21 protein-coding genes and 1 pseudogene are annotated in these 24,981 nt (G+C 73.0%); 4 read left to right on the top strand and 18 right to left on the bottom strand.

The window, feature by feature from the left end; genetic code table 11:
• Nucleotides 1–137: 137 nt before the first annotated feature.
• The 4 genes from ACWGJ2_RS07935 to ACWGJ2_RS07920 form a co-directional block, all read right to left on the bottom strand.
• Nucleotides 138–464 carry a TFIIB-type zinc ribbon-containing protein gene (locus ACWGJ2_RS07935; RefSeq protein WP_453345114.1) on the bottom strand — a complete coding sequence of 109 codons (327 nt, stop codon included), beginning with the start codon at nucleotides 462–464 and terminating at the stop codon, nucleotides 138–140.
• A gap of 101 nt (nucleotides 465–565) precedes the next feature.
• Entirely contained in the window at nucleotides 566–1,531 is a 966-nt protein-coding gene (locus ACWGJ2_RS07930) for a phosphotransferase (protein WP_453345126.1), read from the bottom strand.
• Between the two features lie 429 nt (nucleotides 1,532–1,960).
• The gene (locus ACWGJ2_RS07925; RefSeq protein WP_453345113.1) at nucleotides 1,961–2,170 is read right to left on the bottom strand and encodes a hypothetical protein; all 210 of its coding nucleotides are present in this window, start codon (nucleotides 2,168–2,170) and stop codon (nucleotides 1,961–1,963) included.
• A gap of 241 nt (nucleotides 2,171–2,411) precedes the next feature.
• Nucleotides 2,412–2,654: a hypothetical protein gene (locus ACWGJ2_RS07920; RefSeq protein ID WP_453345112.1), complete on the bottom strand. Its 243-nt coding sequence runs from the start codon at nucleotides 2,652–2,654 to the stop codon at nucleotides 2,412–2,414.
• 244 nt (nucleotides 2,655–2,898) lie between these two features.
• On the opposite strand from ACWGJ2_RS07920, the gene ACWGJ2_RS07915 reads away from it, so the two are divergent.
• Nucleotides 2,899–4,251: a protein kinase domain-containing protein gene (locus ACWGJ2_RS07915; RefSeq protein ID WP_453345111.1), complete on the top strand. Its 1,353-nt coding sequence runs from the start codon at nucleotides 2,899–2,901 to the stop codon at nucleotides 4,249–4,251.
• A gap of 1,145 nt (nucleotides 4,252–5,396) precedes the next feature.
• On the opposite strand, the gene ACWGJ2_RS07910 is transcribed toward ACWGJ2_RS07915, so the two are convergent.
• The 9 genes and pseudogenes from ACWGJ2_RS07910 to ACWGJ2_RS07870 all read right to left on the bottom strand — a co-directional run bounded on the left by ACWGJ2_RS07910 (nucleotide 5,397) and on the right by ACWGJ2_RS07870 (nucleotide 18,219).
• Nucleotides 5,397–6,200, bottom strand: coding sequence for a TrmH family RNA methyltransferase (locus ACWGJ2_RS07910; protein WP_453345110.1), 804 nt, complete (start codon nucleotides 6,198–6,200; stop codon nucleotides 5,397–5,399).
• Between the two features lie 53 nt (nucleotides 6,201–6,253).
• Nucleotides 6,254–7,468, bottom strand: coding sequence for a uroporphyrinogen-III C-methyltransferase (gene cobA / locus ACWGJ2_RS07905; RefSeq protein ID WP_453345109.1), 1,215 nt, complete (start codon nucleotides 7,466–7,468; stop codon nucleotides 6,254–6,256).
• A gap of 241 nt (nucleotides 7,469–7,709) precedes the next feature.
• Nucleotides 7,710–11,852: a nicotinate-nucleotide--dimethylbenzimidazole phosphoribosyltransferase gene (gene cobT / locus ACWGJ2_RS07900; RefSeq protein WP_453345108.1), complete on the bottom strand. Its 4,143-nt coding sequence runs from the start codon at nucleotides 11,850–11,852 to the stop codon at nucleotides 7,710–7,712.
• Between the two features lie 255 nt (nucleotides 11,853–12,107).
• Nucleotides 12,108–13,487 carry a precorrin-6y C5,15-methyltransferase (decarboxylating) subunit CbiE gene (gene cbiE, locus ACWGJ2_RS07895; RefSeq protein ID WP_453345107.1) on the bottom strand — a complete coding sequence of 460 codons (1,380 nt, stop codon included), beginning with the start codon at nucleotides 13,485–13,487 and terminating at the stop codon, nucleotides 12,108–12,110.
• Between the two features lie 84 nt (nucleotides 13,488–13,571).
• Complete coding sequence (locus ACWGJ2_RS07890) at nucleotides 13,572–14,210, bottom strand: GNAT family N-acetyltransferase (RefSeq protein WP_453345106.1); 639 nt, start codon at nucleotides 14,208–14,210, stop codon at nucleotides 13,572–13,574.
• Between the two features lie 252 nt (nucleotides 14,211–14,462).
• Nucleotides 14,463–15,251 (bottom strand): MetQ/NlpA family ABC transporter substrate-binding protein, encoded by a 789-nt coding sequence (locus ACWGJ2_RS07885; RefSeq protein WP_453345125.1) that lies wholly within the window; start codon nucleotides 15,249–15,251, stop codon nucleotides 14,463–14,465.
• A gap of 69 nt (nucleotides 15,252–15,320) precedes the next feature.
• Nucleotides 15,321–15,986: pseudogene (locus ACWGJ2_RS07880) on the bottom strand (methionine ABC transporter permease); the annotation flags it as partial.
• A complete protein-coding gene (locus ACWGJ2_RS07875) occupies nucleotides 15,983–17,125 on the bottom strand; it encodes a methionine ABC transporter ATP-binding protein (RefSeq protein ID WP_453345105.1) in 1,143 nt (380 codons plus the stop codon). The pseudogene ACWGJ2_RS07880 and the gene ACWGJ2_RS07875, both read right to left, overlap by 4 nt.
• Before the next feature lie 443 nt (nucleotides 17,126–17,568).
• Nucleotides 17,569–18,219 (bottom strand): HAD family hydrolase, encoded by a 651-nt coding sequence (locus ACWGJ2_RS07870; protein WP_453345104.1) that lies wholly within the window; start codon nucleotides 18,217–18,219, stop codon nucleotides 17,569–17,571.
• 115 nt (nucleotides 18,220–18,334) lie between these two features.
• Here ACWGJ2_RS07870 and ACWGJ2_RS07865 point away from each other — a divergent pair, with 115 nt between their 5' ends.
• Together ACWGJ2_RS07865 and ACWGJ2_RS07860 are read left to right on the top strand one after the other, a co-directional pair.
• Nucleotides 18,335–18,706, top strand: coding sequence for a hypothetical protein (locus ACWGJ2_RS07865; protein ID WP_453345103.1), 372 nt, complete (start codon nucleotides 18,335–18,337; stop codon nucleotides 18,704–18,706).
• A gap of 64 nt (nucleotides 18,707–18,770) precedes the next feature.
• The gene (locus ACWGJ2_RS07860) at nucleotides 18,771–19,160 is read left to right on the top strand and encodes a hypothetical protein (RefSeq protein WP_453345124.1); all 390 of its coding nucleotides are present in this window, start codon (nucleotides 18,771–18,773) and stop codon (nucleotides 19,158–19,160) included.
• Nucleotides 19,161–19,268: 108 nt separating this feature from the next.
• On the opposite strand, the gene ACWGJ2_RS07855 is transcribed toward ACWGJ2_RS07860, so the two are convergent.
• The 3 genes from ACWGJ2_RS07855 to ACWGJ2_RS07845 all read right to left on the bottom strand — a co-directional run bounded on the left by ACWGJ2_RS07855 (nucleotide 19,269) and on the right by ACWGJ2_RS07845 (nucleotide 21,773).
• Nucleotides 19,269–19,772, bottom strand: coding sequence for a GNAT family N-acetyltransferase (locus tag ACWGJ2_RS07855; protein ID WP_453345102.1), 504 nt, complete (start codon nucleotides 19,770–19,772; stop codon nucleotides 19,269–19,271).
• An 89-nt stretch (nucleotides 19,773–19,861) separates the two neighbouring features.
• The gene (locus ACWGJ2_RS07850) at nucleotides 19,862–20,515 is read right to left on the bottom strand and encodes a sigma-70 family RNA polymerase sigma factor (RefSeq protein WP_453345101.1); all 654 of its coding nucleotides are present in this window, start codon (nucleotides 20,513–20,515) and stop codon (nucleotides 19,862–19,864) included.
• Nucleotides 20,516–20,630: 115 nt separating this feature from the next.
• On the bottom strand, nucleotides 20,631–21,773 hold the full coding sequence (locus tag ACWGJ2_RS07845) for a glycerophosphodiester phosphodiesterase (protein ID WP_453345100.1): 1,143 nt from the start codon (nucleotides 21,771–21,773) through the stop codon (nucleotides 20,631–20,633).
• 276 nt (nucleotides 21,774–22,049) lie between these two features.
• On the opposite strand from ACWGJ2_RS07845, the gene ACWGJ2_RS07840 reads away from it, so the two are divergent.
• Nucleotides 22,050–22,730 carry a lysophospholipid acyltransferase family protein gene (locus ACWGJ2_RS07840; RefSeq protein ID WP_453345099.1) on the top strand — a complete coding sequence of 227 codons (681 nt, stop codon included), beginning with the start codon at nucleotides 22,050–22,052 and terminating at the stop codon, nucleotides 22,728–22,730.
• A gap of 76 nt (nucleotides 22,731–22,806) precedes the next feature.
• Here the strand turns inward: ACWGJ2_RS07840 and ACWGJ2_RS07835 are convergent, their stop codons facing one another.
• Both ACWGJ2_RS07835 and ACWGJ2_RS07830 read right to left on the bottom strand, forming a co-directional pair.
• A complete protein-coding gene (locus ACWGJ2_RS07835; protein WP_453345098.1) occupies nucleotides 22,807–24,339 on the bottom strand; it encodes an MFS transporter in 1,533 nt (510 codons plus the stop codon).
• Nucleotides 24,336–24,923 carry a TetR/AcrR family transcriptional regulator gene (locus tag ACWGJ2_RS07830; protein ID WP_453345097.1) on the bottom strand — a complete coding sequence of 196 codons (588 nt, stop codon included), beginning with the start codon at nucleotides 24,921–24,923 and terminating at the stop codon, nucleotides 24,336–24,338. Before ACWGJ2_RS07830 ends, ACWGJ2_RS07835 begins: the two co-directional genes overlap by 4 nt.
• Nucleotides 24,924–24,981 lie beyond the last annotated feature (58 nt).

Genomic DNA, 24,981 nt, shown 5'->3' with positions numbered 1-24,981 from the left:
ATATTTTTGTGTTTATCGGGGCCTGGTATTGTTTTTACATACCAATACCCTTTATGCACACCACCCACGGAGGCCCCCCCCCCCCCTGCGCGCGGGGCCCTCGGTTTTGCGCTCTCCCTGTGCTGTCCCGCGAGGGCTCAGGAGGAGAACAGCATGTGGCCGAAGCTCTTCTTGTGACGGTAACCGTGGGGTCCGTGGTGGCCGTGCTGCCCGTGCTGGCCGTGGTGCGCGGCACCCCAGGCCGGGCCCGCGGGGTACGCCTGCGGCGCCGGGCCGCCGTGCATCGGCGCACCGCCGGGCGGGGGCGGCGGCGCTGCCTGCTGCGACCACTGGGACTCCAGCCGGGCCAGGGCCTCAAGCTCGCCGTAGTCCAGGAAGATCCCCCGGCAGCCGCCGCACTGCTCTATCTGAACTCCGTTGCGGTTGTACGTCTGCATGAACGCGCCGCACTTCGGACACTGCATGATCTGTACCTCTCCTCGCCGATCGGCCCTACGGCTCGCGGTTCGTTCGCCGCAGGTGCCTTCGGTCGTGTCGCTGGCCCACCACCCTACGGCCCGCCGGTTCAGGGCAGTTCGGCGACGGCGGCGATACGGGCGCAGGCGTCCACGCACGCCTCCTCGTCCCCGTCGAGGGGGCGGCGGGCCGCGTACGCCTTGGTGAGGGCGAGGGCGGCTATCTGCGCCGTCAACGCGCGGGCCGGGGCGTCGAGACGGGGCCAGGGGTCGCGACCCGCGGTGCCGTTCGTCGACTGGTAGGCGCCCAGGAAGCGGTACCACTCGGCGGGCGGCAGCACGCCCGCCGCGTACCAGGCGGCGGGGCGCGCGAGATCCCAGGCGGGGTCGCCGAGGCCCAGGTCGTCGACGTCTATCAGCTTCCAGGGGCCGTCGGGCGCGGGGTGGCGCACCAACTGGCCGAGGTGGAAATCGCCGTGACACAGGGCCAGGGGGGCGTCGGCCGCGGCGGAACCGTCCGAGGGGGCCGCGTGGCGCGGGGCCGCGATCCGGGACGCGCCCTCGGGCTCCTGCGCGCGGCACCAGGCGGGGAGCCCGGCCCAGGCGCGCTCGACGGCGCGCGCTGCCGGGTGGCCCGGCGGCACCGTCGCCCGCATCCGGGCCAGGGCGCGGGCGGCCTTCACGGGGCCGCGCATGAGCGGGAGCGGTCCGGTGAGACCGGCGGAGAGGGCGAGGGGCGGCACGGCGTGCAGCCGCGCGAGAAGGGTGCCCGCCTCCTCCCAGGGCGCGGCCGACGGGTCCTCGGGGTCCACCGGGGAGCCGTAGGGCCACAGGCTGGCGGCACGGCCGTCCGGCAGCGGGGACGAGAGGGGCGTGGCGGACCGGTGCGGCGCGGGCGGGGCAAGCGGAGTGGGCGGGGTGGCGGGCAGGGGGGCGAGCAGCACGCTCGCGAGGCGCGGGTGCGCCGCGGCCTGGAGCCGGACGGCCAGAGCCCCGGGGTCCGAGTCCGAGGCGTGGGCCTTGGCGACGACATCGCCGAGCCGTACGACGGTGCCGTCCGGGCGGTCGGCCAGCACGGCGGGCTCCGCCGCGGTGCTCCCCTGCGCTCGCCCTCGGTGCGAGTGCGGGTGCGGGTGCGGCGTGGGATGCCGCGGTGGCGAGGGCGCCGCGGCACGGGCCAGGACGGCCAGCTGTCCGGCGAGCGTCGGATGCACGGTCCCCCTTCGTACGGGCGGAGTGGGCCGCACTGCCGTGCCGGTGTCGGCCCCGCCTCCGCGTTTACCTGCCGCGATCGTACGCAGCCGCACTGACAACGCCCGACGGACGAGGGCCGCGGCGCGAGGCGCGGGGGCCGGGGGATGTGCTGGCGCGGGGCGGAAAAGGGCGAGGTCCGGGCAGCTCCCCAGCTACCCGGACCTCAATGCCGTCCGCCGCACCCCCGTCCCCACGGGGCTGATGGCCGGATGTCCCCGACTCGGGCCGCTCTCCCGAGCCCGGGGCACCGCTCAGTGCCCCAGCATTCCAGCCACGGACGACGCCTGTGTGGCCACCATTTCCACCGCGCCGAAGGCGACGGCGAGGATGATGGCGAGAGGGAGGACCATGGCCGCCGCCACCAGCGGATGGCGACGGCCGCCCGGACGGGTGCCGAAGGCCGCGACAGCCGCCAGTCGTCCCTGCTCCCGAGGTGCCGTGCGCCCTGCTGTGTGCGCCATGGTCTGCTCCTGTCATGTCTGGGGCGGCGGGCGTCTGACCTCGGGGGACGAGTGCTGCACCCGCCGCTTGTCCACAACATTAGGCGCGCGGCGCGAGCCCGGCGTCATGCCCGCGTACCGACTCGATGGCCTCCCGCAGGATGACTCCGGGACCCCACGAATACTCCCCAGGGTGGAGGCCCGCTCGTACATCCCAGGGTCTTCCCCTACAGGAGACCGGCATCCCGTGCCGGATGCCTGGTCAGCGCACCGCCTCGACCGCGTCGTCCTGACGCGGAACAGGATGCTCCACCAGGGCCAGCACACGGTTCGCCATGAAGCGCGCGGTGCGCACAACCGAACCACTTCGGGTGACTTCGCTCACTTCCACCACCCCCCTGCGTACCTGTGTCTCAATCCTCCGGCCCGCTCTGGCGGCCACCATTTCGTACGTACGAGTCGAGTCACCGGCGTCCACCACTATCTCCACCCAGTCACCTTTCACTCCGTCAATCCCCCTTCCGCGACGGCGCATTGGCACTGAGGAGACCTGGCACGCCCCGCCACGGCGCGCCCTGTGCCCATGACTCCAGGATCCCACCGGGTACTGACAATCCGTCCTGCGCCGCGTGCGCGGCCTATCGTCGCTACGCGGCAGCAGTCCGTAAGCTGTGCCTCGTCAGACGGACCAGCAGCGGAAGGGGCCTCCCCCGGAGGAAGGGGCCTCCCACCGGAGGTAGGGGAACGACATGGCGATGATGCGGCTCCGACGCGAGGACCCGCGTGTCGTCGGCTCGTTCAGGCTCCACCGGCGCCTGGGCGCCGGCGGAATGGGCGTGGTCTATCTCGGTTCCGACCGGCGCGGGCAGCGCGTCGCGCTCAAAGTGATCCGGCCCGATCTGGCCGAGGACCCCGAGTTCCGCTCGCGCTTCGCCCGCGAGGTGTCAGCGGCCCGGCGCATCCGCGGCGGCTGCACGGCGCGGCTGGTGGCCGCCGATCTGGAGACTGACCGGCCGTGGTTCGCGACGCAGTACGTGCCGGGCCCCTCGCTGCACGACAAGGTGAACGAGGGCGGTCCGCTGCCGCCCTCTCAGGTCGCCTCCATCGGCGCGGCGTTGGCCGAGGGCCTGGTGGCCGTGCACGAGGCGGGGGTGGTCCACCGTGACCTCAAGCCGTCGAACATCCTGCTGTCGCCCAAGGGGCCGCGCATCATCGACTTCGGGATCGCGTGGGCCACGGGCGCGAGCACGCTGACGCATGTGGGCACGGCGGTCGGCTCGCCCGGCTTCCTCGCGCCCGAGCAGGTGCGCGGGGCGCTGGTGACGCCCGCGACGGACGTGTTCGCGCTGGGCGCGACGCTGGCGTACGCGGCCACCGCCGACTCGCCCTTCGGGCAGGGCAGTTCCGAGGTGATGCTGTACCGCGTAGTGCACGAGGAACCCCACTTGCAGGGGGTGCACGCCGCGCTGGCGCCGCTCATCCAGGCGTGCCTCGTCAAGGCCCCCGAGGAGCGCCCGAGCACGCTCCAGCTCTCGCTGCGGCTCAAGGAGATCGCCGCGCGGGAGGCGAGGGGGCTGCCCGATGCCGCGCCGCTCGCCGGGGCGTCCGGGACGTCCGGGGTCGCGGGGCGGGGGGCCGTGGCGCCCAGCGGTACGGGGGCGCCGCGTCGACGGCCGCAGGGTGAGCGGCCCAGGGGGCGGAGCGCGGAGGAGTACGCGCGGCAGCACACGGAGCGGGGTGAGCGGGTTGAGCGAGACTCCGCGGGGGGCTCTCCGAGCGCGCCGCGTGCGTCGACGCCCCGTACGGGGGCGCGGGCCCGTGGTGGCGGTGACCGTCCGTCGAGGCCGTCGGGGAAGCGGCCGGCTTCGCGTGCGGGGGTGACGGGGGCGCGGCCTGGTGCCCGTAACGCGCCTGGCAGACGTCCAGGGGCGAACCGGCGGCTGCTGCGGCAGCGGCTGGTGGTGTTCGTGACGGTGACGCTGCTGGTCGCGCTCGGTATCGCTGCGGCACAGGGCTGCCAGGGCCCCTCCCGCGGCCTCGGCACCCCCCACCCCGCTCCCCCTTCGGCACCCACGTCTCCCCTCCACGCTGGCGGCGACTGACGCGGGGCGGTTCGCCGGGCGGTTCGCCGGGGGTGTCCGGGTCCCCTGCGCGGGGGGTCGCCCTCTTCACGGGGGTGTTGCGCGGGACGGTTTGCCGGTGTGGTGCGCACTGTAGGGTCCCGCGCTGATTTTTGTGCCGCTTCACGGGGTGGGGTGGCTTGGCGTCGCTTTCGGGCGCGGGCCGGTGGCTTCGGCGCGGCGTGTGGTGCGGGTGCGACGCGGCTGGCGCCGCGTGATTCTTGGTTGCGACCGTGGATGTGGGATGCCTGGCTGGTGGGGGTCGGTGCCGCGCCGGGGTGTCTCCTCGGCGTGAAGGTTTCGTTTTTGGCTTTCGGCCGGTGACTTGCTCGACCTGCGGGGACACCCCACCGCGTCCCCTCCCGCCCGGTGGCCAACCTCCGGCCGGTGGTCCCTCCGCTTGTTCCCATGCTGTGGGCCCGCACCTGACGGTACGGGCCCAGCCCTCACTGTTGTGGGCAAGCGTCCCGCTGGGCGAGGGGGCACCTCCCAGCGGTAGCTGGGGGAGGGCGGGCACAACCCACCCACCGGCCCGCACCCGCGCAACGAAACCCCAAAGGGGCACCCGGCTACGCACCCCCGACAGGGGGAGTTGCGCGGGACGGTCGGCCCGCGAAGCGGGAACCGCAGGTCCCGCGCTGGAGGCGTGGCGCCGCACGTCATGAAGTCGGCCCCGGCCGACCCGGAGCAGCGGTGGGCCACCGGCGGGACGGGGACGCGGTGGGGTGTCCCCGCAGGTCGAGACGAACGACGGCAGAAAGCCGAAAACGAAAGCTTCACGCCGAGGAGACACCCCACCGCGGCACCGGACACCCCACACCGCCACCGGCAGGCACCAAGAATCACGCGGCGCCAGCCGCGACGCACCGGCACCACACGCCGCGCCGAAGCCACCGGCCAGGCAGCCGCGCACGAAACCCCAAGACACACCCAGGGACGCCCCCACTGGCGACGGCGCCAAAACTGTTGTGGGCAATCGTCCCGCTGGCGGGACGGGTGGGCACAACCCGTGCCACCGGCCCCCAACACGCGAACGAAACCCCAAGAGGGCGCCAGGCAAGGCGCCCCCTACAAGGGACGGACACCCCGTGAAGGGGCACACCAGGGTGAAGGGGGAACCCTGCGTTTCATAGGGCGATGGCGTAGAACGCGACCGCCGCCGCCGCGCCCACGTTCAGGGAGTCCACGCCGTGGGACATGGGGATGCGGACCCACTCGTCGGCAGCCCTCAGTGCCTTCGTCGAGAGGCCGTCGCCCTCGGCGCCGAGCATCAGGGCCGCGCGGTCCATGCGTCGCGGGGCCGCCTCGTCGATGGGGACGGCCTTGGCGTCGGGGGTGAGCGCGAGCAGGGTGAAGCCCGCTTCCCGTACCGTCTCCAGGCTCTGCGGCCAGGCGTCGAGCCGGGCGTAGGGGACGGAGAAGACCGCGCCCATGGAGACCTTCACGGAGCGCCGGTAGAGGGGGTCGGCGCAGTCCGGGGAGAGCAGTACCGCGTCCATGCCGAGCGCGGCGGCGCTGCGGAAGATCGCGCCGATGTTGGTGTGGTCGTTGACGGACTCCATGACCACTACTCGGCGGTTCTCCGCGAGGAGTTCGCCGGGCTCGGGCAGCGGCTTGCGCTGCATGGAGGCGAGGGCGCCCCGGTGCACGTGGTAGCCGGTGACGCGTTCGGCGAGTTCGGGGCTCACCGCGTAGACGGGTGCGGGCACCTCGTCGATGACGTCGCGCATGACGTCGACCCACTTGGCGGAGAGCAGCATGGAGCGCATGTCGTAACCGGCGTGCTTGGCTCGTCGGATGACCTTCTCGCCCTCGGCGATGAAGAGGCCCTCCTCGGGCTCGCGCTTCCGGCGAAGCTCGACGTCCGTCAGGCCGGTGTAGTCGCTCAGCCTGGGGTCGTCGGGGTCGGTGACGGTGATGAGTTCAGCCACAGGGTGATATTGCCTTGTCCCGCTTGAAGTGCCAATGCGTTTCCGCTGCCGGGCTACTCGCCCACGGCCACCACGTCGCCGATGACGATGACGGCGGGCGGGCGTACGGCCTCCGCCTCCGCGCGCTCGCGGACCGTCGCGAGGGTCGCGTCGACGCGGCGCTCGGTGGCCATGGTGCCCTCCTGGACGATGGCGACGGGGGTGTCCGCCGCGCGCCCGTGCCGCATCAGGGTGTCGGCGATGGCGCCGATGCGCTCGACCGCCATCAGCAGGACGAGGGTGCCGCGCAGCTTGGCGAGCGCTTCCCAGTCGACGAGGGAGCGCGGGTCGTCGGGGGCGACGTGGCCGCTGACCACGGTGAACTCGTGCGCGACACCCCGGTGTGTGACGGGGATGCCGACGGCCCCCGGGACGCTGATGGCGCTGGAGATGCCGGGGACGACGGTGACGGGGATGCCCTCGTCGGCGAGCTGCTGGGCCTCCTCCATGCCGCGTCCGAAGACGAAGGGGTCGCCGCCCTTGAGGCGTACGACGGACTTTCCGGCCTTGGCGTGCTCGATCAGCGCGTTGTTGATGGCCTCCTGGGCCATCGCGCGGCCGTACGGGATCTTCGCGGCGTCGATGACCTCGACGTGCGGCGGGAGTTCGTCGAGCAGGTCGCGGGGGCCGAGGCGGTCGGCGACGACGACATCGGCCTCGGCGAGGAGGCGGCGGCCCCGCACGGTGATCAGGTCCGGGTCGCCGGGGCCTCCCCCGACGAGGGCGACTCCGGCGGTACGGGCACGGCTGTGCGGCGCCGCGAGGGTGCCGTCGCGCAGGCCCTCGACGACGGCGTCGCGCACGGCGGCCGAGCGGCGCGGGTCGCGCCCGGTGAGCACGGCGACGGTGACACCCTCGCTGCGCCCCGTCGCGGGGGTCCAGGCGGTGGCGGCCTCCGCGTCGTCGCTGCGCACGCACCACACGCGGCGGGCCTCGGCCTCGGCGGAGACTGCGGCGTTGGTGGCGGGGTCGTCGGTGGCGACGAGCGCGTACCAGGCGTCGGCCAGGTCGCCCTCGGCGTAGGCGCGCCGCTCCCAGGCCAGCTCGCCCGCCTCGGCCATGGCCTCGACGGAGGGGGTGGCTGCGGGGGCGACGAGGGTGACGTCGGCGCCCGCCGCGAGGAGCGCGGGCAGCCTGCGCTGGGCGACCGTGCCGCCGCCGACCACGACGACGCGGCGTCCGGCCAGTCGGAGTCCTACGGGGTAGGCGGGGTGCTCGGTCTCGGGCATGACGCGTGCGGCTCCTTGCGTGGCGCGGGCCGCTGCGGCGGTGGAGCGGCGTAGACGAACGTGCTGGTGTGCGGGCGTGCGGTGTCGGCGTGCGGGTGTGCTGGACAGCCTAGGCGTGCGACGCGTCCGGCGCTGTTCCCCGGATCACTGGCGGGCTACGGGCTGCGGGGGGGGCGGCACAGGTGGGCCCCGGCCGTTCCGGTGTGCGGAAACACGCGGAACGGGCGGGGCCACCGGCGGGTCAGTTCTTCTCGGTCACGCCCGCCGAGTCAAACGTCGCGACCTCGTGCATGGCGCGGGCCGCGCTCTGCACCATCGGGAGGGCGAGCAGCGCGCCCGTGCCCTCTCCGAGCCGCAGGTCGAGGTCCACCAAGGGGCGCAGGCCCAGCTTGGTGAGGGCCGCGACATGGCCGGGTTCGGCGCTGCGGTGCCCCGCGACGCACGCGGCCAGCGACTCGGGCGCGAGGGCCCTGGCCACCAGCGCGGCGGCGCCCGCGCTGACCCCGTCGAGGATCACGGGCGTCCGCAGCGAGGCGCCGCCCAGGATCAGGCCGACGAGCGCGGCGTGCTCCAGGCCGCCCACGGCGGCCAGCAGGCCGATGGGGTCGGCCGGGTCGGGCTTGTGCAGCTCCAGCGCGCGGCGGACGACCTCGACCTTACGGGCGTGCGTCTCGTCGTTGATGCCGGTGCCGCGCCCCGTCACCTCGGCGGGGTCGGCGCCGGTGCAGGCGGAGATGAGCGCCGCTGAGGACGTGGTGTTGGCGATGCCCATCTCGCCCGTGAGCAGCGCCTTGTTGCCCGCTGTCACCAAATCGCGGGCTGTCTCGATGCCGACCTCGATGGCCTGCGTGACCTCCTCGCGGGTGAGCGCGGGGCCCGCCGTCATGTCGGCCGTGCCGGGGCGCACCTTGCGCGGGAGCAGCCCTGGGGTGGCGGGCAGTTCGCCGGCGACGCCCACATCGATGACGCAGACCTCGGCACCGACCTGGTTGGCGAAGGCGTTGCAGACCGCGCCGCCGCCCAGGAAGTTGGCGACCATCTGCGCCGTGACCTCCTGCGGCCAGGGGGTGACGCCCTGGGCGTGCACGCCGTGGTCGCCCGCGAAGACGGCCACCGCTGCGGGCTCCGGGATGGGCGGCGGACACTGCCGGGACAGGCCGCACAGCTGGGCCGAGATGATCTCCAGCATGCCGAGCGCACCGGACGGCTTCGTCATCCGCTTCTGCCGCTCCCACGCCTCGCCGAGCGCCTTCGCGTCCAGCGGGCGGATGGCGGCGACGGTCTCGGCCAGCAGGTCGTGCGGCTCGGAGCCGGGCAGTACGCGACGGCCGTACGACTCCTCGTGGACGACCCACGAGAGCGGACGGCGCTTGGACCAGCCCGCCTGCGCCAGCTCGGGCTCGGGCGGGAACTCGTCGACGTAGCCCACGCAGAGGTACGCCACGACGTCCAGGTGCTCGGGCAGTTCGAGGGCGCGCACCATCTCGCGCTCGTCGAAGAAGCTGACCCAGCCGACGCCGAGGCCCTCGGCGCGCGCGGCGAGCCACAGGTTCTCCACGGCGAGCGCGGAGGAGTACGGCGCCATCTGCGGCTGGGTGTGCCGCCCGAGCGTGTGACGGCCGCCGCGGGTCGGGTCGGCGGTGATGACGATGTTGACGGGGGTGTCGAGGATGGCCTCGATCTTCAGTTCCTTGAACTGCTTGGCCCGCGCCTTCGGCAGCGACTTCGCGTACGCCTCGCGCTGGCGCTGCGCCAGCTCGTGCATGGTCCGCCGGGTCTCCTCGGAGCGGATGACCACGAAGTCCCACGGCTGCGAGTGTCCGACGCTGGGCGCCGTGTGAGCCGCTTCGAGGACGCGGAGCAGCACCTCGTGCGGGATGGGGTCGGAGCGGAAGCCATTGCGGATGTCGCGGCGCTCGCGCATGAGCCGGTGCACGGCCTCGCGCTCCGCATCCGCGTAGCCGGGGGCGGGCTCGCCGACGCTCTCGGCTTGCGGCTCGGCGGGCTGCTCGGCGGGCTGGGCCGACGGTTCGGCGTCCGGGCCTGCGGGCTCGGTCGCCGCTGCTTCCGTTTCCGTGGTCTCGTCCGCGTCTTCGTCTTCGCCGGTGGACGGCTCCGCGCCGTCCTCGGCGGGCTCGGCGTTCTCTGTGGGTTCCGCCGCGGCCTCGTCCCCGGCTGCTCCGGCTTCCACGGTGTCCTGTTCGGGCGCGGACTGCTCGGGCTGCTCGGGCTGTTCCGGCGCGGCGACAGGCTGGGCCACGGCGTCGGCCGTCCCGCCCGGCGTGGCGGGTTCCGCGGGCTCGGTCTCGGTTTCGGCCTCGGCCGAGGGCTCGGGTTCCGCGGGCTCGGGCGCCTCCGGAACCGCCGGGGCCTCGGCGGTGCCGGGTGCTTCGGCGACGTCAGCGGCCTCGGCACCCTCGGGCACACCGGGGGCCTCGGGCGCGGCCTCCTCGGAGCCGGTCCGCTGCTCCGGCTCCGTGTTCTCGACGGCGGCCTCGGCGCCCTCAGCGGCTTCGCCGGTTTCCGGAGCGGCGGACTCGGCGCCGTTCCCGGGGGTGCCGTCGGTGGACGGCGCGGCTGCTGCCGCCGAGCCGTCCTCGCTTATCAGGGCACCGGACCCGTTCTCGGCGGGCGAGGCGGCCGTGGCCTCCTCGGGCGACGGGACGGGCGCGTCGACGGTCTCCCCCGCCGTTTCCCCGGCGGCAGGCGCCGCTTCCGGGGCCGCCGCCAACTGTTCCTGTTCGGGGGCCTGGCCCTGTGCGGGCACCTGGCCCTGGTCCACGGCCTGTTGTCCGGGCTGCCCTGCCGCCTCGGGCTGGGGCATCGGCTGCGGTTGCGGTTGCGGCTGGTCCTGCGGCTCGGGCTGGGCCGGAGCCGCGGTCTGGGCCTCGGCCTGTCCGGGGGCCGGGTTCTGGTTCTGGTGCTCGTCCACGTGCGGTTGCCGCTGCTGTTCCTCGTCGTTCCCGGCCTGCTCCGGCTGACCGGCCTGCTCCGCGACCGCGCCGTCCTCGCCGCTGGCGGGAGCCGCTTCCTCTGCCGCTACGGACTGCCGCTGCTGCTCTTCCGCTACGGGTACGGGCGCGGGCAGCGGCTCGGCCACGGGGGCCTCGGCCTGCTGCTGCGCGGGGATCAGTCCGCTCGCGGCGGCGCCCGAACCGTCGGCGTCCACGGCGCCGTTGCCACCCGTCGCGGCGCCGTCCTCCGGCACGGCGGCGGGCATGGGCGCGGACTGTCCCGGCTGACCGGCTTGTTCCAGCTGCTCGACGGGCATCGCCCCCGCGGGGTCCGCCGGGGCTGCGACGGAAGCGGAGGCCACCGGAGCCTCGGCGGCGGGCTCGGGAGGGGTTCCGAGGACGGCCTCGGGCGCGGGCTCCGACGGCTCCGCCTGTACCGGCTGTCCCTGCTGACCCGGCTGCTCCGTTTCCGGAACCTGATCGACCGTTTCTGCTGTCGCCGCCTGCTGCCCCTGGGACGTCCAGGCGTCGTTCTGCGGCGGGAGTTCACCGAGCTGCGGCCCCGGAAGGGAGTCCGGGCCCTGGTGGGCGACGTCGAGATACTCGGGGCCCACCGTCGGCGGGCCCGCGTGCCGCGCCTGCGAGGGCTGCGGCGGGGCCGCGGGGTTCGGCGCCGGGCGGCTCGGTCCGCGGTCGGACAGCGGGCGCACGGCCCCCGACTGCTCGGGCACGGGCGGCCCGAGGTGCAGCGGGCGGCGCGGCACGTTCGTACCGGAAGGGGGCGTGGCGGAGGCGCCGGGGGCCGGGGTGCCGGAGTGCGGCGTGCGCACCGCGCTGTAGTCGAGGGAACCGGAGTCGCGGCCGTCCGCCTCGTGCGGACCGGGGAAGTGCCCCGATCCCTGTGCGGGCGCGGGCTGCTGACCCGTCGTCTGGCCCGTCGTCCGGGCGTACGCGTCGGCCTGGGCCTGCGCCTGGTAGTGGGCCTGCTGGTCCTCGGGCGAGAGGTACTGGCCCTGCTCCGGCTGCCCCTGCTGCTGTGCCTGCGCTGCCTGCGCCTGCTGCGCCTGGAGCTGCGCCTCGTACTGGTCCTGCGCCTGCTGCGCTGCGGCCTGGGCCGGGTCCTGTGCGAAGGGCACGCCCTGCGCGTACTGCTGTTCCTGTACGTACTGCTCCGGCGCGTACTGCTGCTGGGGCTGGGGCTGCGCCTGCTGTGGGGCCTGCTGGGCCGCCACCTGCTGCGGTTCGCCCCACGCGCCCTGCGCGCCGGGCATCAGCAGGTCCTCTTCCTCGGCCGGTGGGCCGCCGACGCCGTCGTCCGGCCCCGCGAAGGTGTACGTGCCGGGGGCCGGAGCTGCCGGTTGCTGCCCCTCCGGCTGTGCGCCTGCGTTCTCCGGCAGTCCCTCACCCGGGACCTGGCCGGTGTCAGTCATGCGTACCCCTCGCCCATTCGGTAGTGCTCCTTCCAACCCGGCGCAGACCGCAGCGCCCGTTGATGAAGAACGAGCATGCGCACGGCGGGCCACGTGTCTCCGCCTTCGCCATCCCGGACAATGACGGACGAACCGTCAGCACGGAAAGGCGGCACAACGATCCATCAGCCTACCCGGCATGGAGCGCAGCACAGGCCACGGGTGGGCGACAAACCGCACTTCGTCGCGGTTCGTCACGCAGCGGATCACAGAGTTTCAGATCCGGACACCCGAGAGCAGGAAAACAACCGCGCGTTCACTTTCCACCCACTGCGTGGTGTCCAGTTCAACGGACTGGAGCAGCGCGCACTCCACCGCGTAGCCGCCCTCCGAGAGGGCTCGGCCGATCGCCTCCGCCTCGTCGCGCGTCGCGGCGTGCGTCACGATACGTCCCGGTCTACGGTCGGCCACCGCGATCACCGTGGGCACTCCGCCCCCGCCGACGCGTACGACGTCGGGCTCGGGAAGGTCCTCCAGTACGTGGGGGGCCGCGCCGTGCACCGTCTGGAGCTGTACGCCGAGGCGCCGCGCCGCGGCCGCCGTACGGGCGCATGCCTCGGGGTCGCGGTCGACGGCGATGACGGCGGCGCCGAAGCGAGCCGCCTCGATGGACAGCGCGCCACTGCCGACGCCGATGTCCCACACCAGGTCGCCGACGCGCGGGCCCAGCTTGGCGAGCTGCGAGGCGCGCAGCACCGGCGACTCGCTGGCCTTGGCGCCCCGCGCGTCACGCACGTCGCGCGCGGCCCCGGCGGCCTGCCCGTACACCTCAGCGCCGTGCGTCTCGGCGGCACCGTGCCCGCGTCCCTCGCCGGGCCCTTCGCCGCCCGGCGCCGCTTCCGGACGCGTCTCCTCCGCGTACGCGGAGACGGGCAGTGCCCAGCCGCGCGGGCCCGAGGGGTAGCCGGGCTCGCGTCCCGCGATCCAACCTCCGCCGCCGCTGCTGCCGCCCGTCCAGGGTGCGGCTGCCGCGGGTCCGGGTCCGGCCGCGGCCCCTCCCCCGACGACGATCACCACGCTGGGGTCGCGCCAGGTGTGGTCGGCGACCTTGTCCGAGGTGATGACGGTCAGTTCCTCGCGGTCCGTGCCGAGGGCCTCGCAGATGACGAAGGTGCGGTGCACCTGGCCGAGCAGCAGGGCGAGTTCCGCCGGTCCCGCGCCGGGCGAGGTGATGACGGCGACCTTGGTGTGCGCGCGGCAGACGTTCACGGCGCGGCGCAGGGTGCGCGAGTTGGCGACGACGAGCTGTGCGTCGTCCCAGGGCATCCCGGCGCGCGCGAAGGCCGCCGCGACGGAGGAGACCGCGGGGACGACCTCGACCTCAAGTCCGTGTTCGGGTGCGCGCAGCGCCCGTACGACGCCGAAGAAGCCGGGGTCGCCGTCCGCCAGCACGACCGCGGTGCCTCGGTGGCGTGCGATGCGCCGTGCCGCGAGTGAGACGCTGCCGAGGCGGATGCGCTCGGCCCGCTCGGGCACTTCCGGCAGCGCGAGATGGTGGGCCGCCCCGGCGACGAGGGTGGCCGCGCCGAGGGCGGAACGGGCCGCGCCGGTCAGCGGCGTACCGTCCCATCCGATCACGGTGACGCGGTCGGCCATCGGCGGGTCTCTCCTGGGCTCGTCGCAGGTCGTGGGCCCACTGAGAGTACCCCTGTTCCCGGAGGGCGCGGCGGTGGGGTGCGCTCAGTTCCAGTCCGGGTACGGGGCGTATCCGCCCGCCTCCGCCATCTGCTCGAACGCGCCGTCGAGGTCCTCGGGGAGGAGGCTCCAGACGATGAGGTCGGTGCGGATGTCGGCCCAGCCGCCGTCCTCGGTGCGGGTCCGGGCTATCCAGGCGTTGCGCAGGACGCCCTCGCTGATGCAGCCGAGCTTCTGGGCCACCTGCTGGGAGGCGGTGTTGTCGGCGGCTGTGCGCAGTTCCAGGCGCTCGAACTTCTGGTCCTGGAAGAGCCACTGGGCGACGGCGAGCATCGACTCGGACGCGTAGCCCTCGCCTCTCGCCCAGGGCGCGGTGATGTATCCGGCCTCGGTGGAGAGGATGCGCCAGTCCGTACTGGAGAGGTGGACGACGCCCACGAGGCGCTGGGTGAGGAACTCGGTGACGGCGAAGACGATGCCCTCTCCGGCGGAGCGCACCGTGGGCGCGCGTCTGGTGATGAAGTCGCGGGCCTCGCTCTCGGTGTACGGGCAGGGCACGGACGTCCAGGCGGTGACGAGTTCGTCCCCCATCATCTCGGTGAGCGCGGGGATGTCCGCTTCCTCGAACGGGCGCAGCACGAGCCGGTCCGTGCTGATCGAGATGTCCGGGAAGGTCGATGTCATGCGCCGCTCCATACCAAGATCGGGGGTCTGGGGCCGGCCGGTCGGCCCCCGGAGAAGTGCAGTCACAGGGGGTCTGGCGCGCAGCCCAGAGGATTGCAGCAGTGCACAGCATGCAGCATCGGCCGCCCGATGTGCAGCGCCGGGCCCCCTTCAGAAGGGGCGCCCGGCGCCGTAAACCGACTTGTCGATACGGGGACCTGAAGCGGCGCTGCCGTCAGTCCCCGCACCTCACTTCACGGATTACCGCACGGATCACCGCGCGGACTTCACCTCGCCGAAGTAGGGCACGATGGCGCCCTTGTACTTGTCCTCGATGAAGGTGCGCACCTCGTCGGACTGGAGCAGCTTGGCGAGCTTCTTGATGCGCGGGTCGTCCTGCTGCCCGTCCTTCACCGCGAGGAAGTTGCTGAAGGGGTTGTCCTTGGAGTCCTCCGCGACCAGGGCGTCCTTGGAGGGGTTGAGCCCGGCCTCCAGCGCGTAGTTGCCGTTGATGACGGCGGCGTCCACGTCGTCGAGGGAGCGCGGCACGGAGGCGGCCTCCAGCTCCTTGAACTGGAGCCCCTTCTTGTCCGCGATGTCGCCCAGCGTGGCCTCCTGCCCGACGCCCTTCTTGAGGGTGATGAGGTCGTGCTCGGCGAGGAGGTGGAGGGCGCGGCCCTCGTTCGTGGAGTCGTTGGGCAGCGCGACGGTCTGGCCGCTCTTGATGCCCTTCAGCTCCTTGACCGTGTTCGAGTAGAGGCCCAGGGGCTCCAGCTCGACGTTGGCGACGGGGACGATGTGGGTCCCCTTCTTCTGGTTGAAGTCGTCCAGGTAGGGCTGGTGCTGGAAGAAGTTGGCGTCGACCTCGCCGCTCTCGGTGGCGGTGTTGGGGAGCACGTAGTCCGTGAACTCCTTCACCTGGAGGTCGAGGCCCTCCTTCTTCGCCAGGTGCTTCTGGACGTACTCCAGGATCTCCGCGTGCGGCGAGGGCGAGGCGGCCACCGTCAGGGACTGGTCGTCGTCCTTGGCGGTGAGCCCGTAGCCGAGCAGGCCGACGGGGATGACGACGGCGGCACCCAGCGCGACCGTCCTGCGGCCCCCGAGACGCGCGAGCCGCCCGGAGGGGGTGCCGCTCGCGCGGCTGTGCCGGGCCAGGCCGCGTACGACGGCGTCGCCGATGAGCTGCACGAGGGTGACGAGCACGATCAGCAGGGCCACGGTCGCGAGCATGACGCTGGTCTCGAAGCGCTGGTAGCCGTAGGAGAGCGCGACGCTGCCGAGGCCGCCGCCGCCGATGGCGCCCGCCATGGCCGAGTAGCTGATCAGCACGATGACGGTGGTGGTGACGCCCGCGACGAGCGAGGGCAGGGACTGCGGGAGCAGCGCCTTGAAGACGACGGTGGGGGTGCCGCCGCCCATGGCCTGCACGGCCTCGACGAGCCCGCCGTCCACCTCGCGCACCGCGGTCTCCACGAGCCGCGCGAAGAAGGGGATGGCGCCGATGGCGAGCGGCACGATGGCCGCCGTCGGGCCGATGGCGGTCCCGGCGATCAGCCGGGTCAGCGGGATCAGCGCGACCATGAGGATGATGAACGGCAGCGAGCGGCCGACGTTGACGATGGCACCCAGCACCTTGCTGACGGCCGCGTTGGCGAGCAGGCCGCCGCGGTCGGTCAGTACCAGCAGGACGCCCAGGGGCAGGCCCACGAGCACGGCGATCAGGGTGGAGAAGACCACCATGTAGAGCGTGTCCAGGGTGCCCTGGACGAGCAGCGGCTGAATCTCGGACCAGCTCACTTGGCGACCTCCTCGGCCCGCGCGGCCTGCTGCTCGGCGGCAGGGGCGGGTGCGGGGGCGGTCTCGCCGTCCGTCCCGCCTTCCCTGCCCTTGTCGACGGTGTCCACGGCCTCCGTGGTGTCCTCGGTAGCCGCCGCGACGTCGGCGACATCGACGGTCAGGCCCTGCTCGCGCAGGTAGCCGATCGGCACGACGTTGTCCTCGAAGCTGCCGGGCAGCTCTATCCGCATCCGGCCGACCTGCTTGCCGCCGACGGTGTCCATGGCCGCGCCCAGGATGGAGATGTCCACGTTGTAGGTGCGCGACAACTGCGAGATGACCGGCTCGGTCGTCGTCTCGCCGTGGAAGGTGACGTCCACGACGGTCCGCCCCTCGGACGAGGGCCGCCCGCCGACGGGGAACAGCTCGCGTGCCAGCTCGGAGCCCTGCGTGGACAGCAGCTCGGCGACGGTGCCGGACTCCACGATCCGCCCCGACTTCATCAGCGCGGCCGAGTCGCACACGGCCTTGACGACGTCCATCTCGTGCGTGATCAGCAGCACGGTCAGGCCGAGCTGGCGGTTGAGGTCGCGCAGCAGCTGGAGGACGGAGCGGGTGGTCTCCGGGTCGAGGGCCGAGGTGGCCTCGTCGGAGAGCAGCACCTTCGGCTCGCCCGCGAGCGCGCGGGCGATGCCGACGCGCTGCTTCTGGCCGCCGGAGAGCTGCGCCGGGTAGGAGCGCGCCTTGTCGGCGAGCCCGACGAGGTCCAGCAGCTCCAGCGCCTTGCGGGAGCGCTCGCGCCCGGTGAGGCCGAGGATCTCCAGGGGCAGCTCGACGTTGCCCTGCACGGTGCGCGAGGAGAGCAGGTTGAAGTGCTGGAAGACCATGCCGATGCGGCTGCGGGCGCGGCGCAGGTCGGTGCTCGCGCGGTTGCCGCCTCCGGCGAGCGCCGTGAGGTCCTGGCCGTCGACGGTGACCGTGCCGGAGGTGGGGCGCTCCAGGAGGTTCACGCAGCGGATGAGGGAGGACTTGCCGGCGCCGCTCTGGCCGACGACGCCGAAGACCTCGCCCTCGCGGACATGGAGATTCACGCCGTCGAGCGCGGTGATCTCGCGGTCTCGGGTGCGATAGACCTTGGTGAGGTCCGTTGTCGTAATCACAGGATTTCCGTCGCTTCGGGACTGGTCGGAGGCACGGCGCACGCGGTGGCGGCGCCGGGCACGGGGGCATGCCTTGCGGAAGGCGTCACGAGCAGGCCGCTTCGTGCGCGGGGGCGCGCACGTATCCGGCACACGTGGCGTCGCACGGGGCACTGCGGGGTGAGTGAGCGCGGGCTCAGGGCTCGCTTCGGGGCGCGAGCCCGTGGTGGTGGCGGCTCAGACAGGGGCCCTCAGAGGGCACACATTCGCCGCACGCCGCGCTCGGGCATGCGCGGACAGCGAGCACCGGGCGTCAGGTACGCCTCGGTCGCGGGAGTGCGGTCGCTCGTCGTGTCCATGTGGATCAGTAAACCAGACACGTGTGCGCCGACCCCAGGTCTGTCCGGCCCGGCGTCCGCATGCTGGACACGCCCTGACGGCACCCGGGGTTCGGCCGCACCCGCTCAGCCGTGGGCTTCCAGCTCCACGCCCTCGGCGGTGACCTGCGCGGATACGCCGGACAGATCGTCGACGACCACATCGGCGCGCAGCTCGTGGCGCTCGTGGGTTGTGGCCAATGCCACGGTCCGCATGCCGCCCGCGCGGCCCGATTCGAGACCGGCCGGTGCGTCTTCAAATACCACGCAGCGTGCCGGGTCGACGCCGAGCTTCGCGGCGCCCAGCAGATAGGGCTCGGGGTGGGGCTTGCCGTGGGTGATGTCGTCGGCGGCGATGAGCAGCGGCGGCTCGATGCCGACCTGGCGCAGCCGCGCCTCGGCCAGCGCGCGGGTGGCCGAGGTGACGACGGCCCAGCTCCCCTCGGGCAGGGCGGCGAGCAGCTCGGCGGTGCCGGGCAGCAGCACGACGCCGCCCTCGCCGACGTCCTCCAGCTCCAGCCGCTCGATGCGGGCCCTGGCCTCGGCGTGCCGCTCGGGCGGCAGCAGGTCGGCGATGATCTCGGACGCGGTGCGGCCGTGCAGCTCGACCTTCGCGAAGTCCTCCGCCGCGATGCCGTACTCACCGGCCCACCGGGTCCAGCAGCGGATCACGGAGTCCAGGGAGGAGATGAGCGTGCCGTCGTTGTCGAACAGCAGGGCATCGGCGGAGATCTTCATGATGTGCCAGCGTACGTGGCGTTCCGGAGCCACACGCTCCGGGTACGCTCCGGGGTTTTCGCGCCTCCAGGGGCCGCGCGCCACGGGGTCCTGGCGCCCTCATAGACTCGGTTCCATGCTCACCCCGCTCACCGTCACGCTCGCCGTGGCCGCGCTCGCGCTGGCCGCCTGGTGCGGCTGGGCGGCGTACCGCGATCAGCCCACCAAGGACTGGCACTTCATCGGCATGGCGGTGGTCTCACTGCTGGCGCTGGTGCAGCTCGTCGTGGGGATCGTGCAGCTCGCGCGGGGTGAGAAGCCCGCCGACGGGGCCGTGATCTTCGTCTCGTACCTCGTGGGCGTCGTGGCCTGTGTTCCGGTGGTGGGCCTGATCTCGCTGACGGAACGGACGAAGTGGGGCTCACTGACGGTGGTCGCGGGCGCCGTGGTGCTGGCGGTGCTTCAGGTACGGCTGCACGACATCTGGGGAGGCGGAGCCGGTGCGTGACGCCGACGAGAACGCGACGACCACACCCGCGACGACGGGGCCGGAGCCGGGACAGCGCGGCGGCATCGGGACCGGACCGGGAAAGCTGCTGGTCACGCTCTACGGGATCTTCACCGTCGGCGCGGCGTCACGCTCGATCGTCCAGCTCTCGACGCGCTTCCACGAGGCGCCGCTCGCCTATGTGCTCTCCGCCGTGGCCGCGCTGGTGTACGCGTTCATCACCGTCTCCCTGGTGCGGGGCGGCGAACGTGCGCGTAAGGCCGCGCTGGTCTGCTGCTGCGTCGAGCTGCTCGGGGTGCTGGCGGTGGGGACGTGGACGCTGGCCGAGCCGTCGGCCTTCCCTGACGCCACCGTGTGGTCGGACTACGGGATGGGCTACCTCTTCATCCCGGTGATCCTGCCGGTGACAGGGCTGCTGTGGCTGCGGCGCGCGCGTACGGTGCGGCCCGTCTGACGCCCGAGCCGCTGGGTCCCGGCCCCCTGAGACGCCGCCGCCCGGCCCCGGAAACCGGGACCGGGCGGAACGCGGCACGCGCGGCGGACCGCGCGGACAGGACAGCGGTCACGCGCTGGTGGCGAACGCTTCCTTGGGCGCTTCCTTCGTCATCTCCGTGAGCGTGACCTGACGGTCCCGCTCGGTGCCCACGGCGGTGTAGCCGTACTTGCGGTAGAGACGCAGATTGCCCTCGCTGCGGTGGGCCGTGATGACGAGGCGGTAGCGCTTCGGGGCCCGCTCGCTCGCCGCCCTGGCCTCTATGGCGGCGAGCAGGCGCCCGCCGAGCCCGTGCCGCTGGAGCCGGGGGTGGACGCAGAGCCTGCTGATGCGGGCCGTGCCGTCCGCGTCCACGGTGGCCCGGACCGAGCCGACGACCTCCGTGCCCAGCCGCGCCACCATGACGCAGCCCGATTCCAGCTCGGCCCGCAGTTCGTCGAGGGTCTGGGTGAGGGGTTCGATGGCGTAGTCCCCGTACGCCTCCGCCTCGCTCTGGAAACAGAGGTACTGGAGTTTGAGGATCTGCTCGGCGTCCTGCTCGCCCGCCGCTGAGATGGTCACGCTCATGCCCATGCGCGCATGCCTCCCATGTCGTGTGCGTCCGGACACGGTGAGGTGAGGGTTGCCGTGCACGGACCGTCTGCCCTGATGACGCCGGTTGCTTATCGCACCATTCCCCGCGGTTCATGTGCCGCAACCTCCGCCGTGAGCATTCTGCGCAGGCAACCCAGACAACGGGAACGTACCGGTCCAAGGCTCCCCTGTGACATTCCCAACTCGCGGGCGATTTCGGGGTATGTGGGGTCCCTTCGCGACAGCAGAGCGGTGAAGAGCGCGGGGCAGGGCCCCGGGAGCCGTCCGATGGCGGCCCGGAGTGTGTGGCGGCGCTCGGCCGCGAGGAGCGGCGCCTCGGGGCCAGAGGCCGCGTCGTCCACCCCGTCGTCGGCGACGACCAGTGCCGTCCTGCCCCACGGGGCGCGGGCGCGGTACGACGCGTGCTCCCCGTCGCCGAGCGGCACCTCGGCCGCGCGGCGTGCGCGTGCCGTGCGGGCCTCCTCGCGTACGGCGGCGCGCAGCCAGTCGGCCGCGCCGCGCGGCGACGGAGAGCCGCCGTGCGTCCCCTCCAGCCAGCGCAGCCACACGCCCTGCTGAAGGTCTTCGGGCTCGACGCCGCCGCCCGCCGCCTCGGCCGCGCACTCGGCGGCGAGCAGCGCGAGCAACGGAGGCGGGAGCGCGGCCGGTTCGCGCGGCCCGGGTGACCCGGACGGCTCGGGCGGCTCGGGCGGTAAGGCCCCTGGGGAAAGATGCTCACTCATGTGCCGCGCGACGCCGCACGCGCCCCGGCGGTTGCCGGGGCGCGCCGCGACCACACGGGCGGGTGACGCCGCCCCGTACCGGCTCCCTCGCTCAGTGCCTCGCTCAGTGCCTCGCTCAGCCCTTCTCGCGGAACTCGGCCGCCGCGAGCAGCGCCGTGTCCGGGTTGTCGGAGAAGATGCCGTCGATGCCGGTCTCCAGATACGCCCTGAAGGCGCCGAAGGCGTCCCCGTAGGCGTTGGGGTCGGTGCCCCTGCGGAAGTTCGCGGGCAGGAAGCTGTTCTCGTTCCGCATCGTGTACGGGTGCAGCACCAGGCCCGCGGCGTGCGCGTCGCGCACCAGTGTGGAGGGCTCGCCGAGGCTGCCGTCGGCCTTCCTGGGGATGACGAGGTCCAGCGTGGGGCCGATTCCGGCGGCGAAGCGGGAGATCCACTTCAGGCCCTCGGGCGTGATCAGGTCCTTGACGGTGCGCGGGTCGCCCGCCTCGACGAAGTCCCACGGGCGCGAACCCGCCGTCGAGAGCAGTACGACGCCGGGGCAGTCCACCAGCTCGCCGAGCTTCTCGATGCTGCTGGGTTCAAAGGACTGCACGAAGTTCGGCGAGTGCGCCTTGTGCCGTCCGTACTGGCGCAGCAGGCGGGCCAACGGCTTCTCCAGGCCGAGGCCGAGCTTCCGGAAGTAGGTGGGATGTTTGGTCTCGATGTGCAGCCAGACCGGACGGCCACGCCTGCGGCCCTCGCGCTCGGCCCACTTGAGCACGTCCTCGAAGCTGGGCACCTGCCAGCGCCCGTCGTAGAGGGTGTTGTGCTGGCGCTGCTTGGGGATACGTTCCTTCGCCCGCAGCGTGCGCAGCTCGGCCAGCGTGAAGTCCTCGGTGAACCAGCCCGTCAGCTCGACGCCGTCGACGGTCTTCGTCGTCTTGCGCCCGGCGAACTCCGCGTGGTCCGCGACATCCGTCGTCGCGGTGATGTCGTTCTCGTGCCGGCAGACGAGATGGCCGTCCTTCGTCGGTACGAGATCCTGCTCGATGACGTCCGCGCCCATGTCCAGCGCGAGCTGGTACGAGCCCAGTGTGTGCTCGGGGCGGTAGCCGCTGGTACCGCGGTGCGCGACGACGAGGGGCACCGGGAGTTCCCGTCCCCTCCCACGCGCTTCCTCGGCCCGCGCGGCCGTGGCGGGGCCCAGCGCCGCCGCGCCCGCCGCGGACAGCACCGCCGCTCCGAGCACGATTCTCCGACCTGGCTGCTGCTCCTGTGCCATGGGCCCCTCCTCGGCTGGCTGGTACCGGGGTGCGTCGGGCGCCCCGGCGAAAGACGCGCCGATCGTAGATCCGCACGGGCGACGGAGGGGAGACATCATCCGGAACACAGGGGAAACACGTACGGAGGGTGCCGACGCATCCGCCGCAAGACGGGCGTAACCCACGTCAATTCTGCGTATCGGTGCAATGAACCCGGTGTGCGACTCACCAGTAGCGGCGAGTATCGTCCTCACCTGCGCAGGCGTGCGCACATCCATCACCGACCGGAGGACCCGTTGTCCCGTTTCCTGCTGATCAAGGCACTGCTCGGCCCGCTCCTGCGCGTGCTGTTCCGCCCGCAGGTCGAGGGAGCGGACCGCATCCCGGGTTCCGGCCCCGTGATCCTGGCCGGGAACCACCTCACGTTCATCGACTCGATGATCCTCCCCGTGGTCACGGACCGTCAGGTCTTCTTCATCGGCAAGGACGAGTACGTCACAGGGAAGAGCCTCAAGGGCCGCCTCATGGCCTGGTTCTTCACCGGTGTCGGCATGATCCCCGTCGACAGGGACGGCGGGCGCGGCGGTGTCGCCGCGCTGATGACCGGCCGTCGCGTCCTGGAGGAGGGCAGGGTCTTCGGCATCTACCCGGAGGGCACCCGCTCCCCCGACGGCCGTCTCTACCGCGGCCGTACGGGCATCGCGCGCCTCGCCCTGATGACCGGAGCCCCCGTCGTCCCGTTCGCGATGATCGGCACGGACGCGGTCCAGCCCGGCGGCAAGGGCATCCCCCGGGTCCGGCGCGGGCAGCGGGTCGCGGTGCGCTTCGGTGAGCCGCTGGACTTCTCGCGCTACGAGGGCATGGACCGCGACCGCTATGTGCTGCGCGCGGTCACGGACGAGGTCATGAGCGACGTCATGCGTCTCTCGGGCCAGGAGTACGTGGACATGTACGCCACGAAGGCGAAGGCCGCGTAACCCGGGTCCGACCGGGCTCGGTCCGGGCCCCGATGTGTGTCCCGCCCGCGCACCCGGGCGGGACACCGGCGCTCCCTCAGCCTTCCTCCAGCTTCTGGCCCCGCAGCAGGCGCCAGGCGAGCACCGAGGCGGCGAGCAGGATGACCGAGCCGACACCGGCCGCCGCCCTGAGCCCGTCCGTGAACGACTCCTGGGCCGCCGCCAGCAGCCGTTCGCCCATGTCGCCCGGCAGCGTCGCCGCCGTCCGCACCGCGCCGCCCAGCGACGCGTGCGCCTCGTCCGCCGCGCCTGCCGCGACTCCGTCGGGCACGAGGAAGCCGCGGTAGAAGCCCGTCACCACGGAACCGAGCAGGGCGATGCCGAGGGCCGCGCCCAGCTCGTACGCCGTCTCGGACACGGCGGAGGCCGCGCCCGCCTGTTCCTTGGGGACGCTGGAGAGGATGACGTCGGCGGTCACCGTGAAGGCGAGCCCCGCGCCGATCCCCACGACGAGCAGCACGCTGCCCAGCAGCCAGTACCCCGTCGCGGCCTGGAGCCCCACGCACGCGCCCAGCGCGACGCCCACGGCGGCGAGCCCGCCGGAGACCGCGCCCCGTACCGAGGTGCGGCGGGCCACGTACCCCGCGAAGAGGCCCGCACTCACCGCGCCCACCGCGGCGGGCAGTTCGGCCAGGCCCGCCTGGAGCGGGGTGCGCATCTGCACCATCTGGAGGAACTGGGAGAGGAAGAAGACCAGTCCGGACAGCCCGAGGATGGTCAGCAGGTCCGCTATCACCGCGCCGGTGAAGCCCTTGTGCTGGAAGAGCCGCACGTCGAGCAGGGGCGAGGGCAGCCGCAACTGCCGCCGCACGAAGGCGGTGAGGGCCAGCAGTCCGACGGCGGCGGCGACGCCGATGTCCCAGCGGATGCCGTAGGCCGCCGCCTCCTTGACGGCGTAGACGACCGCGACGATGCCGATCATGGACAGGCACACGCTCACCAGGTCCCAGGGGCCCGGCGCGGGGTTCTTCGACTCGGGCAGCAGCTTGACGCCGACGACCACGAGCACGGCCATCACCGGCAGGTTGATGAGGAAGACGCTGCCCCACCAGAAGTGCTCCAGCAGGAACCCGCCGACCACGGGCCCCACGGCCGCGCCCGCCGAGGCCATGGCGCCCCAGATGCCGACGGCGAGGCTGCGCTCCCTGGGGTCGGGGAAGATGTTGCGGATCAGCGCCAGCGTGGAGGGCATCAGGGTGGCACCGGCGACGCCGAGCAGCGCCCGCCAGACGATCATGGCCTCGGGGCTGTGCGCGTACGCCGTCAGCGCGGAGACGGCGCCGAAGACGACCGAGCCCACGAGCAGCAGCTTCTTGCGTCCGATGCGGTCGCCGAGGCTGCCCATGGAGACCAGCAGTCCGGCGATGACGAACGAGTAGACGTCGCCGATCCACAGCAACTGGGTGCTGGAGGGTCGCAGGTCCTCGCTCAGGAACGGGGTCGCGAGCCCCAGTACGGTCGCGTCGACGCCGACGAGCAGCACCGCCAGCACGAGCACGGCGAGCGCCAGCCACCGGGAGCGCGCGGCTCTTGGCGCGGACTGCGCGGGGTCCAGGGTCCTGCTGCTCATCGCGCCCGCTCCTGGCCCTGACCCTGCCCCTGCCCCTGCTCCCGCTCCCGCCGGACGCCGCCCAGCAGGAGTTCGGTGGCCATCCGGCTGGAGTCGCGGGCCGCGACGCGGCCGTCCTGCACGGCCCAGGCCGAGGCGGTGACCAGCGCGTAGAGCGCCTCCGTCAGCCAGGCCGTGGTCAGGTCGATCCGGAAGACGCCCTGTTCCTGGCCGCGCCGGAACAGGGCGCCCACGCGCTCGTCGACGCGGACCCACCCCTCGTTCAGCTCACCGGGCTCGAAGAGCTGGTTCTCGGTGACCAGGAAGGCGAGGAACCCGGCGACGGGCTCGGCCTCTGCGACCAGCCGCCGCACGGCCTCCTCCGGGTCCCCCTCCTCGATCCTGGCGGCGTCCAGTACGGCCGTCAGCCGCCTGATGCCCAGCTCCTCCAGCGCCCTGACGAGCGTGTCCCGGCTCGCGAACAGACGATGGAGGGTGGCACGGCTGATGCCCGCCGCCCTGGCGATCTCGTCCGTCGACGCGGTGGGCTTCCGGGTGAGCAGCTCGGCGGCCTTGCCCAGCACTCGTTCACGATCCTGACTCATGAGACCACGCTACCTCGCATGAGACAGTTACGTCTCATCGAGGGGTGGCCCAGGCCCG

This window comes from Streptomyces sp. NPDC054796 (genome assembly GCF_053611545.1).
The sequence above is the reverse complement of the archived record's forward strand: the minus strand, read 5'-3'. Positions and strand labels throughout refer to the sequence as shown.

Coding starts and splice junctions, on each gene's coding strand:
- ACWGJ2_RS07935 (WP_453345114.1), bottom strand. CDS start 464: ATGCAGTGTCCGAAGTGCGGCGCGTTCATGCAGACGTACAACCGCAAC.
- ACWGJ2_RS07925 (WP_453345113.1), bottom strand. CDS start 2,170: ATGGCGCACACAGCAGGGCGCACGGCACCTCGGGAGCAGGGACGACTG.
- ACWGJ2_RS07915 (WP_453345111.1), top strand. CDS start 2,899: ATGGCGATGATGCGGCTCCGACGCGAGGACCCGCGTGTCGTCGGCTCG.
- cobA (WP_453345109.1), bottom strand. CDS start 7,468: ATGCCCGAGACCGAGCACCCCGCCTACCCCGTAGGACTCCGACTGGCC.
- cobT (WP_453345108.1), bottom strand. CDS start 11,852: ATGACTGACACCGGCCAGGTCCCGGGTGAGGGACTGCCGGAGAACGCA.
- cbiE (WP_453345107.1), bottom strand. CDS start 13,487: ATGGCCGACCGCGTCACCGTGATCGGATGGGACGGTACGCCGCTGACC.
- ACWGJ2_RS07890 (WP_453345106.1), bottom strand. CDS start 14,210: ATGACATCGACCTTCCCGGACATCTCGATCAGCACGGACCGGCTCGTG.
- ACWGJ2_RS07870 (WP_453345104.1), bottom strand. CDS start 18,219: ATGAAGATCTCCGCCGATGCCCTGCTGTTCGACAACGACGGCACGCTC.
- ACWGJ2_RS07865 (WP_453345103.1), top strand. CDS start 18,335: ATGCTCACCCCGCTCACCGTCACGCTCGCCGTGGCCGCGCTCGCGCTG.
- ACWGJ2_RS07855 (WP_453345102.1), bottom strand. CDS start 19,772: ATGGGCATGAGCGTGACCATCTCAGCGGCGGGCGAGCAGGACGCCGAG.
- ACWGJ2_RS07850 (WP_453345101.1), bottom strand. CDS start 20,515: ATGAGTGAGCATCTTTCCCCAGGGGCCTTACCGCCCGAGCCGCCCGAG.
- ACWGJ2_RS07845 (WP_453345100.1), bottom strand. CDS start 21,773: ATGGCACAGGAGCAGCAGCCAGGTCGGAGAATCGTGCTCGGAGCGGCG.
- ACWGJ2_RS07835 (WP_453345098.1), bottom strand. CDS start 24,339: ATGAGCAGCAGGACCCTGGACCCCGCGCAGTCCGCGCCAAGAGCCGCG.
- ACWGJ2_RS07830 (WP_453345097.1), bottom strand. CDS start 24,923: ATGAGTCAGGATCGTGAACGAGTGCTGGGCAAGGCCGCCGAGCTGCTC.